At 49.6% G+C, this 17,400-nt stretch carries 13 protein-coding genes; 9 read left to right on the top strand and 4 right to left on the bottom strand.

Translation table 11 applies throughout. The features are described from left to right. Nucleotides 1-25: 25 nt before the first annotated feature. The 7 genes from ACK5NH_RS20875 to nagP all read left to right on the top strand — a co-directional run bounded on the left by ACK5NH_RS20875 (nucleotide 26) and on the right by nagP (nucleotide 10,684). Entirely contained in the window at nucleotides 26-1,513 is a 1,488-nt protein-coding gene (locus tag ACK5NH_RS20875) for a methyl-accepting chemotaxis protein (RefSeq protein WP_416923186.1), read from the top strand. Between the two features lie 28 nt (nucleotides 1,514-1,541). After that, nucleotides 1,542-4,349 (top strand): family 20 glycosylhydrolase, encoded by a 2,808-nt coding sequence (locus ACK5NH_RS20870; protein ID WP_416923185.1) that lies wholly within the window; start codon nucleotides 1,542-1,544, stop codon nucleotides 4,347-4,349. Between the two features lie 224 nt (nucleotides 4,350-4,573). Further along, complete coding sequence (gene nagK / locus ACK5NH_RS20865) at nucleotides 4,574-5,482, top strand: N-acetylglucosamine kinase (protein WP_416923183.1); 909 nt, start codon at nucleotides 4,574-4,576, stop codon at nucleotides 5,480-5,482. A 58-nt stretch (nucleotides 5,483-5,540) separates the two neighbouring features. Continuing rightward, nucleotides 5,541-6,539, top strand: a complete 999-nt coding sequence (nagB-II, locus tag ACK5NH_RS20860; protein ID WP_416923181.1) for a glucosamine-6-phosphate deaminase NagB-II — start codon at nucleotides 5,541-5,543, stop codon at nucleotides 6,537-6,539. 42 nt (nucleotides 6,540-6,581) lie between these two features. Beyond that, nucleotides 6,582-7,718, top strand: coding sequence for an N-acetylglucosamine-6-phosphate deacetylase (nagA, locus tag ACK5NH_RS20855; RefSeq protein ID WP_416923179.1), 1,137 nt, complete (start codon nucleotides 6,582-6,584; stop codon nucleotides 7,716-7,718). A 138-nt stretch (nucleotides 7,719-7,856) separates the two neighbouring features. Beyond that, nucleotides 7,857-9,044: a transmembrane glucosamine N-acetyltransferase NagX gene (nagX, locus tag ACK5NH_RS20850; protein WP_416923177.1), complete on the top strand. Its 1,188-nt coding sequence runs from the start codon at nucleotides 7,857-7,859 to the stop codon at nucleotides 9,042-9,044. Between the two features lie 341 nt (nucleotides 9,045-9,385). Continuing rightward, nucleotides 9,386-10,684 (top strand): N-acetylglucosamine MFS transporter NagP, encoded by a 1,299-nt coding sequence (nagP, locus tag ACK5NH_RS20845; protein ID WP_416923175.1) that lies wholly within the window; start codon nucleotides 9,386-9,388, stop codon nucleotides 10,682-10,684. Nucleotides 10,685-10,748: 64 nt separating this feature from the next. On the opposite strand, the gene ACK5NH_RS20840 is transcribed toward nagP, so the two are convergent. The 4 genes from ACK5NH_RS20840 to ACK5NH_RS20825 all read right to left on the bottom strand — a co-directional run bounded on the left by ACK5NH_RS20840 (nucleotide 10,749) and on the right by ACK5NH_RS20825 (nucleotide 14,922). Next, the gene (locus tag ACK5NH_RS20840) at nucleotides 10,749-11,471 is read right to left on the bottom strand and encodes a TorF family putative porin (protein ID WP_416923173.1); all 723 of its coding nucleotides are present in this window, start codon (nucleotides 11,469-11,471) and stop codon (nucleotides 10,749-10,751) included. 185 nt (nucleotides 11,472-11,656) lie between these two features. Next, nucleotides 11,657-12,022, bottom strand: a complete 366-nt coding sequence (locus tag ACK5NH_RS20835) for a cupin domain-containing protein (RefSeq protein WP_416923171.1) — start codon at nucleotides 12,020-12,022, stop codon at nucleotides 11,657-11,659. A gap of 17 nt (nucleotides 12,023-12,039) precedes the next feature. After that, nucleotides 12,040-13,530 carry a CoA-acylating methylmalonate-semialdehyde dehydrogenase gene (locus tag ACK5NH_RS20830; RefSeq protein WP_416923169.1) on the bottom strand — a complete coding sequence of 497 codons (1,491 nt, stop codon included), beginning with the start codon at nucleotides 13,528-13,530 and terminating at the stop codon, nucleotides 12,040-12,042. Nucleotides 13,531-13,581: 51 nt separating this feature from the next. Next, on the bottom strand, nucleotides 13,582-14,922 hold the full coding sequence (locus ACK5NH_RS20825) for an aspartate aminotransferase family protein (protein ID WP_416923167.1): 1,341 nt from the start codon (nucleotides 14,920-14,922) through the stop codon (nucleotides 13,582-13,584). Nucleotides 14,923-15,202: 280 nt separating this feature from the next. Here ACK5NH_RS20825 and ACK5NH_RS20820 point away from each other — a divergent pair, with 280 nt between their 5' ends. Next, nucleotides 15,203-16,699: an aldehyde dehydrogenase gene (locus tag ACK5NH_RS20820; protein ID WP_416923165.1), complete on the top strand. Its 1,497-nt coding sequence runs from the start codon at nucleotides 15,203-15,205 to the stop codon at nucleotides 16,697-16,699. A gap of 135 nt (nucleotides 16,700-16,834) precedes the next feature. Further along, nucleotides 16,835-17,257 (top strand): septal ring lytic transglycosylase RlpA family protein, encoded by a 423-nt coding sequence (locus ACK5NH_RS20815; protein ID WP_416923188.1) that lies wholly within the window; start codon nucleotides 16,835-16,837, stop codon nucleotides 17,255-17,257. The last annotated feature ends 143 nt before the right edge of the window (nucleotides 17,258-17,400 follow it).

Below are 17,400 nucleotides of genomic sequence, written 5' to 3'. Positions count from 1 at the left end.
TATTTAGTATGCAAGGTGCAAAATAATGAAAACAGTAGCCTTAAAAGTACAAATTGGGTTAGCAGCTGCGATATTTATGATAGTCAGCGTGCTATTTGGGGTGTCCTATTGGTTGGCGAGCGATAGCTTGGCCAGCAATGAAATGGCCTTTGAAGACAATACCGTTGCTAATCTTCAAGTCACCATGGCACAGCCGATTTTTACCTACGACTACGAGCAGATCCGTGCCGTGTTGTCTGTCATGTTAAAGTCTGAGCAAATCTATCAAATCACAGTTGTGGATCATCGGGGTAAGTTGCTTGCCGAAGACAAACAAGCCGAGACCGTTGCCGCAAGCGACCTACAAACAAGAGAGTTACAGTTCAGTGACCAAGGTAATCCTACCGGACGCTTAACCATTGCCTTCTCTACTTTGCCGGTTAAGGCGCAATTATCCGAGTTACTGCTGGGGTACTTTTTACAGGCGCTGCTGATTTTAGCGGGCAGTCTGTTAGTCATTTTCATCATTCTCAAACGCTTAGTAATTAGTCCTCTGGATAAGGTTGTCGCCGCGTTAGAAGAAATCGCCAATGGTGATGGTGATTTAAGCCACAGATTACCCGTGGAGAGCGAAGATGAAATCGGTAAACTTGCTAATGCTTTCAATGGTTTCGTCGAGCAAATTCATGGCACTATTACCAGAGTGCATGAAACCTCGGGCCAGCTATTGGGCGATGCTAAGGCGCTGGGCACGCTGTCGCAAAGCAACAATCAAAGGGTGCAAGCTCAGCTTAAAGAAACCGAAGCCGCGGTCACGGCCGTGACTCAATTGAGCGCCAGTGCCAACGAAGTGGCCATCAATGCTAAACGCACCGCCGATGCGGCAACTCAAGCCGATAGAGCGGTCGATGATGGCCAGCGTCAATTTGACTCGGGCTTAGCCATTACCCGCCAATTGGCGGGGGAATTAGCGCGCTCAGCCCAATCGGTATCGCAGCTACAACAGGAAACCCAACGCATCGATGAAGTTGTGGTGGTGATCAGCAGCATTGCCGAACAGACTAATCTACTCGCCCTTAATGCCGCCATTGAAGCCGCCAGAGCGGGTGAGCAAGGGCGTGGTTTTGCCGTTGTTGCCGATGAAGTGCGCTCTTTAGCGAGCCGCACCCAACAGGCGACGGGAGAAATCCAAAAAATGATCCAACAGGTGCAGAGCCGAGTTGCCGAAACCGTGAATGTGATGCAATCGAGCCAGACCCTCTCCAATCAAGGGGTCAACCGTTCGGAAGAAATTAAGCTAGTGCTGTCTAAAGTGACTGATTTAGTTTCCAATATCAGTAATATGAATATCGAAGTTTCCCATGCGGCGCAGGAGCAGACCTGTGTCACCGAAGCGATTTCTCGTACATTAAATGATCTTGCCAATGTCTCAGGTTCAGCCTCCCTCGATAGTGAGCACTTAGCACAATCGAGTGAGCGACTGTTTCACCAAGGGGAAAGACTGCGGACGTTAGTAACTTCCTTCAGATTGTAGCCATTTCTGAAGCTAGAAAAGGAATATCATGAATAAAACGATTGCCGCCACCGCGATTTTAATGGCTCTGGGCTTGACGGCCTGTAGCGACGCGCCTAAAACCGAGGCAGTGCCTAGCTCAAGCTCTGTTGAGCAAGCTAAGTCCAGCCAATTAACCCAAGCGCAATTGCAGCAGTTTGGGGATACCTTGGGCGTGAGTTATCGCGTGCTCACCAACAGGCCTGACGATAGCTGTGACAAATCTGCCGCCGAAGGTCGTTGTTTTGTTGCTGAAATCGATTTTGTCCCAGAGGTTGAGCTTAAGAGCCGAAATTGGGCGATTTATTTTAGCCAGATGCGCCCAGTTCAAGCCGTTGAAAGCAAAGAGTTTAGTATTACGCATATCAAGGGTGATCTGTATCGCATCGCGCCCACCGAGGCATTTAGCGGTTTTAGCAAGGGCGAGAAAAAGACCTTAAAATTCCGCGGTGAGTTGTGGCAGCTCTCTGAAACCGATGCCATGCCAAACTATTACATAGTTGCTGGCGAATTATCGCCAGTGGTGATCGCCAGCACGCAAGTGCAGCAAGATCCTGAAACGGGGATGGAAGTGCGCCCCTATGTTGAGGCGTACACCGATATGGTGAAGCAGTATCGCCGTACCGATGCGGATAAATTAGCGCCTGCCACACCTGCGCAGCTATTTAGCAATAATCAACAGGTCAGTGAAGATGCCAGCTTAGCGGTCAATACCATTATTCCTACGCCGCAAAAAGTCGCTATCCACAGCCAAGATAAAGCCGTGTCACTGACCGCTGGTATTAAACTGGATTTTGGCTCGGTCACCAACGCATCTGCCGCGCAACAGGGTTTGGATCCTAAACACTTGGCGGCTGCACTTTCCCGTTTAGCGCGCTTGGGCGTTAACGCATCTGAACAAGGTTTAGCGGTAAAGCTGAATTGGCGCCAAGGCGCTGAGGGCAGCTATCTGCTGGATATCAAAGCGGATGCGATAGAGATTGCCGCAGCCGATGCTGCGGGGTTTTCCTATGCGTTATCGTCACTTGCCAGTTTGATTGATGTGCAGGATCTGCGCGTAAATGCCATGACGATTGAGGACAGCCCAAGGTATCCCTTCCGTGGCATGCATATCGATGTGGCCCGTAACTTCCACAGCAAGGCGTTGATCTTTGACCTGCTGGATCAAATGGCGGCGTACAAGCTCAATAAATTGCATTTACATATGGCCGACGATGAAGGTTGGCGCCTAGAGATCGATGGCCTGCCTGAACTGACTGACATCGGCAGTAAGCGCTGTCACGATCTCGAGGAAAACACCTGTTTGTTACCGCAGCTTGGCAGCGGGCCTTTTGCGGATGTACCCGTTAACGGTTTCTATAGCAAACAAGACTATATCGACATCGTTAAATATGCCGATGCGCGCCAGATTCAAGTGATCCCTTCGATGGATATGCCAGGCCATAGCCGCGCAGCGATTAAAGCGATGGAGGCACGTTACCGTCGATTACAGGCTGATGGTGTAGAGCTTCAAAACACGGGCAAAGTGCAGGTTGTCCCTGTGCAGGAAACGGCAAATCAAGCTAACACAGCGATAAAAGCTTTAGATGCGGGTGCTCGTCATTTGCAAGCTGAAGGGAAAACCACTGCAGCTGAGCAATATTTGTTATCCGATGCAAACGACAAAACGGTTTATTCTTCGGTGCAGTATTACAACGATAACACTCTGAACGTCTGTATGGAGTCGACCTATCAGTTTGTCGATAAAGTCGTTGATGAAATTGCAAAATTACACCAAGCAGCGGGCCAGCCATTAACCCGCTACCATATCGGTGCCGACGAAACGGCAGGGGCGTGGAAACAATCACCCGCCTGTTTGGAGTTTGTGGCTAATAACGATAAAGGCGTTAAGTCGATAGATGACTTAGGCGCTTATTTTATCGAACGAATTTCGACTATGTTAGCGGCAAAAGGCATTGAAGCGGCTGGTTGGAGCGATGGTATGAGTCATGTTCGCCCAAGCAATATGCCTGCAAAAGTCCAATCCAATATTTGGGATGTGATTGCCTACAAAGGCTATGAGCATGCCAATCAGCAAGTCAACAACGGTTGGGATGTGGTGCTGTCAAACCCTGAGGTGCTGTACTTCGACTTCCCTTACGAAGCCGATCCCAAAGAGCATGGCTATTATTGGGCAAGCCGTGCGACCAACGCACACAAAGTGTTTAGCTTTATGCCGGACAACTTAGTGGCAAACGCGGAGCAGTGGACCGACATTCAAAATCTGCCTTTTGAGGCTGACGATAGGGCCAGAACCGATGAGAAGGGCAAACAATCTGGCCCAAGGGAACAAGGTAAAGCCTTTGCCGGATTACAGGGCCAGCTCTGGAGTGAAACCATCCGCAGCGATAACACTGTGGAATATATGATTTTCCCGCGTTTACTGATGCTGGCGGAGCGTGCTTGGCATCAAGCCGCGTGGGAAGTGCCATATCAATATCAAGGCGCTTTGTATAATCAAACGACGGGTCATTTCACCGAAGCTATGCGTGAGGCTCAGGCACAATCTTGGCAGCAAATGGCTAACACTTTAGGGCATAAGGAGTTTATCAAGCTTGATAAAGCGGGTATCGATTACCGAGTGCCGACCGTCGGCGCCGAGATCCGCGACGGTAAACTGTTTGCCAACGTGGCTTATCCAGGACTCAAGATTGAATGGCGACAAGCTAGTGGGCAGTGGCAATCCTATCAAGCTGGACTGGCGGTAACAGGCCCCGTTGAGATCCGCGCGATCGCGGCCGATGGGAAACGTAAAGGTCGCAGCTTAGTCGTTAATTAATGAAGTAGTTATATCTGGCTGTATTTTAAATTAAAAGTACAGCCTTTTTCTTTTTCACTTTCAGCCATTTCTTCCGTCTGACATTTGATTAGAAATTGCTTCAAAAAGTAAATGACAACGCTGTCATTTTTGCTGTAACATTGAGTTAACTAAAGTTGAGTGTCGTATTAACGGCATAAGTATAAGCAACGGTAGCGCTGCATTAAGAGATGAAGAGGGGTGTCATGGGGTTAGTCCAGACAAAAGATCAACAACTGTTTATCGGTGTTGATGGGGGCGGCAGTAAGTGCCGAGCCACTATCTATACTGCGGACGGTACCGTTTTAGGGACAGGTGTTGCTGGGCGCGCTAATCCGCTGCATGGTCTTGCACAAACATTTACATCTATTGAAGCATCGACTCGCCAAGCTCTGCTGGATGCGGGCATGAAGGAAACCGATAGCCATTTACTCGTCGCGGGCTTAGGGCTGGCGGGAGTCAATGTGCCGCGTCTGTATCATGATGTGATCAGCTGGCAACATCCGTTTGCCGCCATGTATGTCACTACGGATCTTCATACCGCTTGTATCGGTGCACACCGTGGCGCGGATGGTGCGGTGATCATTACGGGTACAGGTTCTTGCGGATATGCCCATGTAGGTGATGATAGCTTAAGTATTGGCGGGCACGGTTTTGCGCTGGGCGATAAGGGCAGTGGGGCTTGGTTGGGCTTAAAAGCTGCCGAGCATGTGTTACTCGCCCTCGATGGCTTTGCCGCGCCGACAGCTTTAACCAAAATGCTGTTAAACCATTTTGGGGTAAAAGATGCCCTCGGCATCGTCGAGCATCTCGCCGGAAAGTCTTCTAGTTGCTATGCGGAATTGGCCAGAAGCGTACTTGATTGCGCAAACGCGGGGGATGAAGTCGCTCGCGGGATCGTGCAGGAAGGGGCCGATTACATCAGTGAAATGGCACGCAAGCTGTTTAGTCTCAATCCGGTGCGTTTCTCGATGATCGGTGGCCTTGCCGAACCGCTACAGGTATGGCTTGGCAGCGATGTGGTGGCCAAGATTTCTGAAACCTTAGCACCGCCAGAATTGGGTGCGATGTACTTCGCTCAGCAGCAATTTAACTCAGTCAACATTAATGAATAAGCCGTTTTAGCCCACCAGTGCTAAAGCAATACCCGTATTGATTTGTAAGGTAAATAACATGACAAACACTATTATGGAGCAAGAAGCTCGCACCGCGCCGCAGAAGATTGCGGGTCAGTTAGCCGCTAACGCCGATTTAATGCAGCAGTTAGGTGAAAAACTGCGTGCTTTCGATCCCCGTTTTGTGATGATTGTGGGCCGTGGTTCATCGGACCATGCGGGTGTATTTGCTAAGTATCTTTTCGAAATCGAAGCGGGTGTCCCCACTTTTGCTGCCGCGCCATCTGTGGCCAGCGTTTACGGTAAAACCTTGAAGCTAGAAGGCGGATTAGTGATTGTGATTTCGCAATCTGGCCGCAGCCCTGATATTTTAGCCCAGGCACGTATGGCGAAAAACGCCGGCGCGTTTTGTGTGGCGTTAGTAAACGATGAAACCGCGCCAATCAAGGATATCGTCGATGTGGTAGTGCCACTACGTGCAGGCGAAGAGAAAGCCGTTGCCGCAACTAAGAGCTACCTTGCAACCCTGTCGGCGATTTTACAATTAGCCTCGGTGTGGACGCAGAGCGAATCCCTCGCCGCCGCAGTTAACTCCTTACCTCAAGCACTGCAAACTGCGGTTGATGCGGAGCCACAATTGACTCCAGCATCGGTTGAAAACGTGAAAAACTTAGTCGTATTAGGCCGTGGTTTAGGTTATGCCGTGTCTAAGGAAATCGCACTTAAGTTAAAAGAAGTGTGTTCTATCCACGCAGAAGCCTTTAGTAGTGCTGAGTTCCTCCATGGTCCTGTAACCTTAGTGGAGAAAAAACTCACGATTGTTGATGTCTGCATCGGCGATGAGTCGTACGCTAGCCATATCGAACAGATTGAAAATGTGAGCCAACGTGGCGCCGATTTAGTGCATTTAAATCAAACATCGACGGATATTCACCCACGTGTTGCGCCGTTAGCCCTGCTACAACGTTTTTATATCGACGTGGCCGCAGTCGCGATTGCCCGTGGTATTGACCCAGACCAACCCGCTGGGCTGAAAAAAGTCACTCAAACGCTGTAATGGATGGCCGTTGTGCCGCGTTAATTTGAAAAGAGGTTTGGGATGAAATTCACCTTAATTGCCGAGCAACTGTTTGATGGTGAAGCCTTCCATCGGGATGTGCCTGTCACCATTGAAGATGGGCTGATAGCCAGCTTAGACACCACATCGGGTGCTAAGGAAATTCGCTACCCAGGCACCCTAGTGCCAGGTTTTATCGATGTGCAAGTTAACGGTGGTGGCGGCGCGTTATTTAATTGCAGCCCAACGGTTGCTTGCATTGAAACCATAGGTAAGGCGCATGCTCGCTTTGGTACTACAGGCTTTTTACCCACGCTTATCACCGATGATGTGCAGGTGATGGCCAAGGCTGCCGATGCGGTTGCCAGTGCGGTCGCGCAAAAGAGCGCTGGCGTATTAGGCGTACATTTTGAAGGCCCGCATCTTTCGGTACCTAAAAAAGGCGTTCATCCACAAGGTTTTATCCGTGAGATCACCGAGGCTGAATTGGCGATTTTTTGTCGTCAAGATTTAGGTATTCGAGTGGTGACCTTAGCGCCTGAAAATGTCTCCCCCGAGGTGATCCGCCTGTTGGTCGAGTCTGGCGTTAAAGTGTGTTTAGGCCACTCTAATGCGGACTACGATACCGTTGTCGCAGCATTAGCGGCGGGGGCGACAGGCTTCACTCACCTCTACAATGCTATGTCACCCTTAGGTTCCCGTGAGCCTGGCGTGGTGGGCGCGGCGATTGAGAGCGAAACCGCTTGGTGTGGTTTGATTGTCGATGGCCACCATGTGCATCCAGCGGCCGCAAGAGTCGCCCTGCGCGCTAAACCCCGTGGCAAAGTGATGTTGGTAACTGATGCCATGCCGCCAGTGGGCATGGATGATGAAACCAGTTTTGAGCTGTTTGGTACTCAGGTGCTGCGTGTCGGCGATAGATTAAATGCGGTGACGGGTGAACTGGCGGGCTGCGTGTTAGACATGGCGACCGCGGTTGAGAACAGTGTGAAGATGCTCGGTTTACCGCTTGGTGAGGCCCTGCGGATGGCGTCATTGTATCCAGCCGAGTTCCTTGGCATTGCCGAGAGCGTTGGTCGGTTAGCCGTAGGGCAACGTGCTGATTTAGTGCTACTGGATAAAAACTATAAAGTGCTGGCCAACTATATTGCTGGAAATGCGGTTTATGTTCGTCCTTAGTGTGCGTTGAGTCAGTAAAGCGTTAACCTTGGCCCTTGTCGTATTTTGATGACAGGGGCTAAGTTTTTTTATTGTACAGTCTGCATTTTGCTCAAGAGTTATAAAATAATTCAAATAACAATAATAAAGGATAATTGTATGAGTACGACTGCGTCGGAACAGGCGGCCAATGTGAGTGTCAATACTCAGGTCGCTACCGCTAAAAAGAGTCAGTCAAAACCGCGGTTGATGTCACTCGATGCCCTGCGTGGCTTTGACATGTTTTGGATTTTAGGTGGCGAAGCCCTATTTGGTGCTCTGTTGATTTTAACCGGCTGGGCGGGGTGGCAATGGGCTGATACCCAAATGCACCATAGCGAGTGGAATGGTTTTCGCTTTTATGATTTGATTTTTCCGCTGTTTATTTTCCTCTCCGGTGTCGCCCTTGGATTATCGCCAAAACGTTTAGATAAACTGCCTATGCATGAGCGTATGCCTGTGTATCGTCATGGGATTAAGCGGCTGTTTCTACTGTTGTTGCTTGGCATTCTTTATAACCATGGTTGGGGAACAGGGGCGCCTGCCGATCCTGAAAAAGTCCGTTATGCCAGCGTATTAGGTCGAATTGCCTTTGCATGGTTTTTTGCCGCCTTGCTGGTGTGGCATACCAGTTTACGGACCCAAGTGCTGGTGGCCTTGGGCATCTTAGTGGCCTACGGCGCGATGCAACTCTGGTTGCCGTTTCCAGGTGGACAGGCTGGTGTGTTATCACCGACTGAGTCAATCAATGCTTATGTTGACAGCTTGTTGCTACCGGGTGTGAGCTATCAAGGACGAACGCCCGATCCTGAAGGCGTGTTATCGACACTACCTGCCGTGGCCAATGCCTTAGCGGGTGTGTTTGTTGGTCACTTTATTGTGAAATCCCATCCTAAAGGGGAGTTGGCTAAGGTAGGCCTCTTGAGTGTGGCTGGTGGCATTTGTTTAGCCTTAGGTTGGTTATTGGACGGTGTCATTCCCGTCAATAAAGAACTCTGGACTAGCTCTTTTGTGTTAGTTACTACAGGTTGGAGCATGCTGCTGTTAGCGCTGTTTTATGCTTTAGTAGATGTGCTGAAATGGCAAAAACTCGCCTTTATCTTTGTGGTGATTGGCACTAACGCCATCATTATTTATCTGGCCTCCAGCCTAGTGGATTGGAAGTATATCGCCCAGAGTGTGTTCGGTGGCGTTATCGCGGCATTGCCGGAAAATGCTCAGCCCTTAGGAGCCGTGATTGGTTTGCTCACCGTTCAATGGTTAGTGCTGTACTGGATGTATCGTCACAATATTTTTGTGCGGATTTAAAATTCATATCTGACTCGCTTTTAAAGCCACAGGGTGACCTCTGTGGCTTTTTTTATTTCTCTTACACATAGGCTGTATCGCATCTTTGGTTGTAAATCAGCGGTTAACTGAGAGTTTATGGCTCATTCTGGGCAAACAAGGCCATTTTGCGGGCTAAATTGCAAATGACAGCGTTGTCTTTTTGTGTTGTTTGTTTTAACATCACTGAAACAATGGTGCGTTCGGATGATAACATTAGCCATTGCAGATGAGTTGCGATACGGATGTGCGGAATACTCAGCGGTTTTTAGTCCCGCCATCACCTTAAAAAATTAATTACTATAAGAAGCAGGTTTATGGAAATGACACTCGATAAAAGCCAGCAGAAAAGCAGTTTTCTCCCCATGGCGATAGTGGCAGCACTCTTTTTCATCCTCGGATTCGCAACCTGGTTGAATGGATCTTTGATGCCCTATTTAAAACAAATTTTGCAACTCAATCCCTTCCAAGCCTCATTAATCCTGTTCTCTTTCTACATTGCAGTGACTTTTACCGCGCTGCCTTCGGCGTGGGTTATCCGTAAAGTCGGTTATAAAAATGGTATGGCACTGGGGATGGGCATCATGATGCTCGCAGGCCTATTATTTATTCCTGCGGCTAAGACCCAAATATTTGGTCTGTTTTTATGTGCGCAATTAGTGATGGGCACAGGCCAAACCCTGCTACAAACGGCGGTCAATCCCTACGTGGTTCGTCTTGGGCCTGAAGAGTCTGCCGCGGCCCGCGTCAGCGTAATGGGCATTTTGAATAAAGGTGCGGGGGTGATTGCACCGTTAGTTTTCTCCGCATTGATCTTAGATAGCTTTAAAGACCGCATTGGCACTACGTTAACCCAAGTGCAAATTGATGAAATGGCAAACAGCTTGGTTTTCCCTTACCTCGGTATGGCGATTTTTATTGGGGTGTTGGCGCTTGCTGTTAAAAAATCTCCACTGCCAGAACTCTCTAATGAAGATGAAGTGGCCGAGCACACAGATAAAGGCCAAATCAAGGCTGCCTTGTCCCATCCTAACCTCGCATTTGGCGTTATCGCGCTATTTGTATACGTTGCCGTTGAAGTGATTGCTGGCGATACTATCGGTACCTTCGCTTTATCACTCGGGGTTGAGCATTACGGCGTGATGACCTCCTACACTATGGTGTGTATGGTTCTGGGTTATACCTTAGGTATTATTTTGATCCCTCGCTTTATCTCTCAGCCAACGGCACTGATGATTTCGGCGATTCTTGGCCTATTACTGACCCTAGCCATCCTATTTGGGGATAATAATTCCTACGCGATTGCCAATGCGCTGTTAGTGCCTTTCGGCGGTGTGGCCTGGCCAGATACCTTACTTTTCAGTGCTTTCTTAGGGTTAGCCAATGCGATTGTTTGGCCTGCGGTGTGGCCTCTGGCGCTGTCGGGGTTAGGTAAGCTCACCAGCACAGGTTCGGCATTACTCATCATGGGGATTGCGGGTGGTGCTTTTGGTCCACTGTTTTGGGGACTCACGAGTTCGGCCACCGATATGGGGCAGCAGGGCGGTTATATGGTGATGTTACCTTGCTACCTGTTTATTCTCTTCTATGCCGTGAAAGGCCATAAGATGCGTCACTGGTAATCGGTTACCAAGCGATGTAAAAAAGCCCTCAACAGAGGGCTTTTTAGTATTTGCAGGGCGTGAATTAGAAGGCGTAACTGACGCTTGCTAATACGGTATCGTCGTTTTTCCACACACCGTCGGAGACTTTCTGATCGCCGCTCAAGTCGGTGCCAAGCCAAGCGAGTGACAGGCCAAATCCCATAAATTCGGTGGATACGCCGACGGAATAATCCGAGTAGCTATCAAAGCCTTCACCATCGTCTAAGGCATCGCCTACGTTGTAGCCGTAATGCAGATCGAGGCTCCAGTTTTCAATAAACTCATAGGAGTAATTGATTTCGCCGTAGTGGTAATCTAAATCGCTACCACCGTAATCATTGGTGTACCAATAGGCCACGCGAAAGCCGCTAAACTCGACGCCAGCTGTGACTTCGAAATAGCCGAGATCACTCTCGCCCGAGTAGTTATAGCGGTTGAGTGTCACGTCGTAGCTGACGTTATCATTGATGTCACCGCCGTAGGCAACATAAAAGTCGTACTCGATATCTGGACCGTTGTAACCTGGCTCGTCAAAGTCGACATTACTGGCCCAGGCGCCGACCGAAAATCCTGACTCAAAACTCCAATCGACACCGCCTTGAACAGCAGGATCGCCCGCAGTTTGCGAGATGCCACGGAAGCGATAATCGTTGGTTACGCCAATTTCCCCCGACACTTCTGCGGCGGCAATGCCGGAGAATAAACTGGTCGTTAGCGCGAGCCCAACAACTTGTGCCAGCCGCTTTTTATTTAGGTTGTTATTCACGGTATTTCTCCCATTTTCTTGGTTGACACGGATGTACTAAGTTCTTTTAGCTTTTAAAACAGGCTAGTACATTCGTTGCTTTGCCAAACAACAACTCAGGAAACCCCGTAGCTGTGACCTCATGGCGAGTTAAGCTAAATCGCTTTAGCTTGGTTAAACGAGGTAAAAAGCACCCCCTATGAAACTCACTTTTGTTCGAAGATGACATAAACCTTGCGACAAGGCTCAACGACTTGCCACACCCCTTGAAAACCCGCAGGAATAATAAATCGGTCGCCGACACTGAAGGTTTGTGACTGTCCCTCAAGATCTGTGATGACGCTGGTCCCTTCGAGGATCTCGCAATACTCGTATTCAGTGTAGTTGATTTTCCAAGCGCCTGATTCGCTTTGCCAAATTCCACTATGGAATTGATTACAGGGGCTAGAATAATGATTCTGTAATTGCTGGGTGGGGTTACCAGAGATGCGCTTTTCAGGGGCAACTTTGTAACTTTCCACCGGCGACTGTGCGCTGGCAAAGCGAATGATTGACGTGATGCTCATGGTCATATTGGCTCCCACCGAGGTTATTTCATGGTGGGCATAACAAACTCAGCCTGAGTCTGTTTGCCTACGGGCCAGCGCGCCGTGATGGCTTTACGTTTGGTATAAAAACGTACCCCGTCAGGGCCATGCATATGCAGGGGACCAAAGAGCGAACGTTTCCAGCCACCAAAGGAGTGGAAGGCCATAGGCACAGGGATGGGCACGTTAACGCCCACCATACCCACCTGCACATGGTGGCAAAAATGTCTGGCGGCCTCACCGCTTTGGGTAAAGATGGCGGTGCCATTGCCAAATTCATGTTGATTGATAAGTGCCAGTGCGCTGGCATAGTCTTTAACCCGCACAATCGACAGCACTGGGCCGAAGATTTCTTCGCGGTAAATACGCATCTCAGGGGTGACGTTATCGAATAAACAGGCCCCTAAGAAGTAGCCCTGCTGATGGTCAGCAACGCTTAACTGGCGACCGTCCACCACTAAGGTCGCGCCTTCTTTAACGCCGGCGTCGACAAATTCCGTGACTTTGGCGAGGTGTTGGCGGGAGATCAACGGCCCCATTTCCATCTCAGGGATGAGGCCATTGCCGACTTTTAACTGTTGAATTTGCGGTAATAATTTATCGACTAGCTTATCGCCTACATCGCCTACGGCCAAGACCACTGAAATGGCCATGCAACGCTCGCCCGCACTGCCATAGGCGGCGCCCATGAGTGCGCTTACTGCTTGATCTAAATCCGCATCCGGCATCAGCAGCATATGGTTTTTTGCGCCGCCGAGGGCTTGCACCCGTTTACCGTGTTTAGATGCGGTGCTGTAAATGTATTCCGCAATCGGGGTGGAGCCTACAAAGCTGACGGCTTGAATATCTTCATGGCTGAGCAGGGTATCGACGGCCTCTTTATCACCATTGACCACGTTAAATACCCCAGCCGGGAGACCAGCTTGGGTGAGTAATTCCGCAATACGCATTACCGCGCTTGGGTCTTTTTCCGAAGGTTTCATAATAAAGGTGTTACCGCAGGCAATCGCGATTGGGAACATCCACATGGGAACCATCACGGGGAAGTTAAAGGGCGCTATGCCTGCGACAACACCTAAAGCTTGATTGACTGACCAAGCGTCGACACCACCGCCGACCTGCTCCGTATGCTCCCCTTTGAGCAAGTGTGGGATACCACAGGCAAATTCGACGACTTCGAGGCCGCGGATGAGTTCTCCCCGCGCATCATCGAGCACTTTGCCGTGCTCTAAGGTAATCAGTCGCGCCAGCTCATCCATATGTTGCTCGACCAGCGCTTTAAACTTAAATAACACACGAGCACGATTGAGGGGCGTTACCTGTGACCAAGTGTCGAAGGCCGATTTGGCGATAGCAATGGCGGCGGAGACTTCGTCGCGACTCGCGAGGGAGACCTGACCTCGGCATTCTCCCGTCGCGGGTTCGAAAATCTCTTGGCTTCTTGTACTGGCGGCGGTGTGCTCGCCATTCACATAATGAGTCATTGTCAGCATAGGTAACCTTTCAATTGCCCCCAATTTGGGCGTTAGATAAAAAATTGTGCATCACCCTACGGCGCGAATCGCATCGCTTAGGCTGTTAACTATTTGGTCTATTTGGTGTTTCTCTACGATTAATGGTGGGGATATGGCAATAATGTCGCCCGTCGCCCGCACGAGTGTGCCTTGATGGAAACAATGCTCGAACACGCTGTAACCGCGTTTGCCTACGCCTTGGCTATTCGGCGCGAGTTGGAAACCTGCTACCAATCCAGTGTTACGAATATCAATCACATTCGGTAAACCCTTGAGACTATGAACGGCATCCTCGAAATAACGCTCAAGTTCGAAGCTGCGTTCAAATAGCTGTTCGTTTTCATAGATGGACAGCGTAGCGAGCGCCGCGGCCGCCGCTACTGGATGCCCTGAGTAGGTATAACCGTGGAAAAACTCGATGAGTTCGGTGGGGCCTTGCATACAGGTATCGTGAATAAAATCCTGCACAAACACGGCGCCCATAGGGATCGCGCCATTATTGATAGCTTTAGCCGTAGTGATTATGTCGGGGATAACGCCCCAGCGCTGACTGGCAAAGGCGGCACCAACGCGGCCAAAGGCGGTAATCACCTCATCAAAAATCAACAGGATGCCGTGTCTTTGGGTGATTTCCCGTAGGCGTTTTAAGTAACCTTGTGGCGGTAAAATCACCCCCGCCGAACCCGACATAGGTTCAACTATGACGGCGGCAATATTCTCGGCGCCGTGGAGTGTGACGAGTTGTTCTAGTACTTCGGCTTTTTCGGCACCAAGGCTAGGCAAGCCACGGCTAAAGGCTGAATTTTGAATATCTAAGGTGTGTGGTAGGTGATCCACGCCTTGCAGCAGTTGGCCGCTAAAGGCTTTACGGTTATTGCTCAAGCCTCCCACTGAAATGCCGCCAAATCCTACGCCATGGTAGCCCAGCTCTCGGCCAATAAAACGGGTGCGCGACGCTTGGCCATTGGCTCTGTGGTAACAGAGTGCCATTTTAAGCGCGGTATCGACGGACTCTGATCCCGAGTTGGTAAAGAAGACCTTATTGAGTCCTTCAGGGCTTAGCTCAGTTAACCGCTCGGCGAGTTCGAAGGCGAGGGGATGACCCATTTGGAAGGACGGTGCGTAATCCATCTCGCGAATTTGCTTGCTAACGGCTTCGCTGATCTCACGGCGTCCATGGCCGGCGTTACAACACCACAAGCCAGCCGTTGAGTCTAATACCTTATTGCCATTGATATCCGTGTAATACATGCCTTCTGCTTGGGCGAGCAGGCGAGGGCTGGCTTTAAACTGGCGGTTGGCGGTAAAGGGCATCCAATAATGTTCGAGGGAAGGATGCTCATGCGTTGCGTTGTAGGGTGAATCGGCCATAGTGTTTACCTTGTCCTTTTCCTTGTTAAATGAGGTCAGGTCTTCGTTAAGGGTGGCTAATATTTGCTATGCTATGTTAGAAATAATGAACATGGAAGAGGTGTGTGCAGTTATTTGTGGCAAAAATGCTATTTTTGTAAAAAATATTGAATATTAATGATTGAACAGCGTAATCTAAGCAGCAGTTAACGACTTAGGTCATCTTTGGCATTTGGCCGTCGAGATAGCCCTCATCCAAATAAAGCTAAAATAAACAAATACAAACGATTAAGAGGTCATCATGAGTACACCTAAAAAACGGAGTGATTGGGAAAGCCTCGCTGCTAGCCTAGCAATCAATGGCAAGGCTTATATCAATGGCGAATACCGCGATGCGGCTGCGGGCAGTACCTTTTACTGTGTCAGCCCAATCGACGGACGCGTATTAGCCAAGGTGGCCAGTTGCGATCTGATGGACGCCAACATCGCCGTCGCTAATGCCCGTGAGGTGTTTGAATCTGGCGTGTGGTCAAAGACTGCCCCCGTTAAACGTAAGCAAGTGATGATCCGTTTTGCCGAGTTATTGGAAGAAAACGCCAATGAACTCGCCCTGTTAGAAACATTGGACATGGGTAAGCCTATCCGTTTTTCAAAGGCGGTGGATATTGCCGGGGCCGCCCGTGCTATCCGTTGGTCGGGTGAAGCTGTTGATAAACTCTACGACGAGCTGGCACCTACTGCACATAATGAAATCGGCATGATCACCCGCGAACCTGTGGGTGTGGTGGCGGCGATTGTGCCTTGGAACTTCCCGTTATTGATGGCCTGTTGGAAGCTGGGGCCAGCATTAGCGACGGGTAACAGCGTTATCCTTAAACCCTCTGAGAAATCCCCCTTAACGGCCATTCGTATCGCCGAGCTTGCCGTACAGGCTGGGATCCCTAAGGGCGTGCTAAACGTACTGCCGGGTTATGGGCATACGGTCGGTAAGGCACTGGCGCTGCATATGGATGTCGATACTTTAGTCTTTACTGGTTCAACAAAAATCGCTAAGCAATTAATGATTTATGCGGGCGAATCGAATATGAAGCGGGTGTGGCTCGAGGCTGGCGGTAAGAGCCCGAACATAGTATTTAACGATGCGCCCGATCTCAAAGCCGCAGCTGTTGCAGCGGCAGAGGCCATTGCCTTTAACCAAGGCGAAGTCTGTACCGCTGGCTCGCGTTTGCTGGTGGAGTCTGGGGTTAAAGACCAATTGATTTCACTGATCGCCGAAGAACTCGCCTCGTGGCAGCCCGGGCATCCGCTGGATCCCGCTACTGTTAGCGGCGCAGTGGTCGATAAGCAGCAATTAGATACCATCTTAAGCTATATCAAGGCGGGGCAAGATGAGGGCGCGAACTTAGTGCATGGTGGACAACAAGTGCTGGCCGGAACGGGCGGCGTGTATGTGCAGCCCACTATCTTTAGCCAAGTGCACAACAAGATGAAAATCGCCAGTGAGGAAATCTTTGGCCCAGTGTTATCTGTCATTGAATTCAATGGCATGGAAGAGGCTATTGCAATCGCCAATGATACCATTTACGGCTTAGCGGCTGGGGTGTGGACGGCGGATATCAGTAAGGCGCACAAAACCGCGAAGGCGCTGCGTTCGGGAATGGTGTGGATTAATCATTATGATGGCGGCGATATGACGGCGCCTTTCGGTGGTTATAAACAATCGGGCAATGGCCGCGATAAATCTATGCACTCCTTCGATAAATACACTGAAATTAAGGCGACTTGGATAGCCCTCTAAGTCGTTTTACTCCCTCTCAAGCCTCTTTACGCCTAAGCGAAAGGGGCTTTATTTTTTCTGGTTAACCCTCTAATTAAATGGATGAAGTGGCGCAAGGATGCCTCTTGGGGATTTTTGCTGTACATTGCTCGGATGATGAACTCATTTGCTAAGGGATGTTCTGTGAGTCTCAAATACTTATCTTTGACTTTAATGCTGCTAGCCACCTTGGTCTTGTCGGGGTGTTCTTCTACCCATTCGGGAAACTGGCAGGGGTTTACTGAGTCTGGCCAAGCCTCTTTCTACGGTGATAAACATCAAAATAAGAAAACCGCCAGCGGTGAGCGTTATAAACATAAATTAAAATCGGCCGCACATAATGAAATTCCTTTTGGTTCAGTAGTTAAAGTCACAAACCTTAAAAACGGTAAAACGGTTGTGGTTAAGGTTATTGACAGGGGGCCTTTCGTGCGGGGCCGAATTATAGATTTGTCCAAATCCGCATTTAGCAGCATAGGCAATACCTCGGCGGGTTTACTGGATGTCAAAATTGAAGTGATTAAGGCCGCGAGTCAGTAATCGACTCTCAATGAGCTTGCCATGTGTGCTTTAGCAAAACAGTATCGGTTCGAATGGTTTGAATAGTGCTTGGGTTTTAGCATGTGCAGCAATACGCAGGCTGATAAGTCATTATCCCAGTTGGAAATCAGAATAACGACAGC

It is taken from the genome of Shewanella sp. (assembly GCF_047975355.1).
Classification (GTDB): Bacteria; Pseudomonadota; Gammaproteobacteria; order Enterobacterales; family Shewanellaceae; genus Shewanella.
Note: the sequence above shows the minus strand (reverse complement) of the source record. Positions and strands in the feature narration are given on the sequence as shown.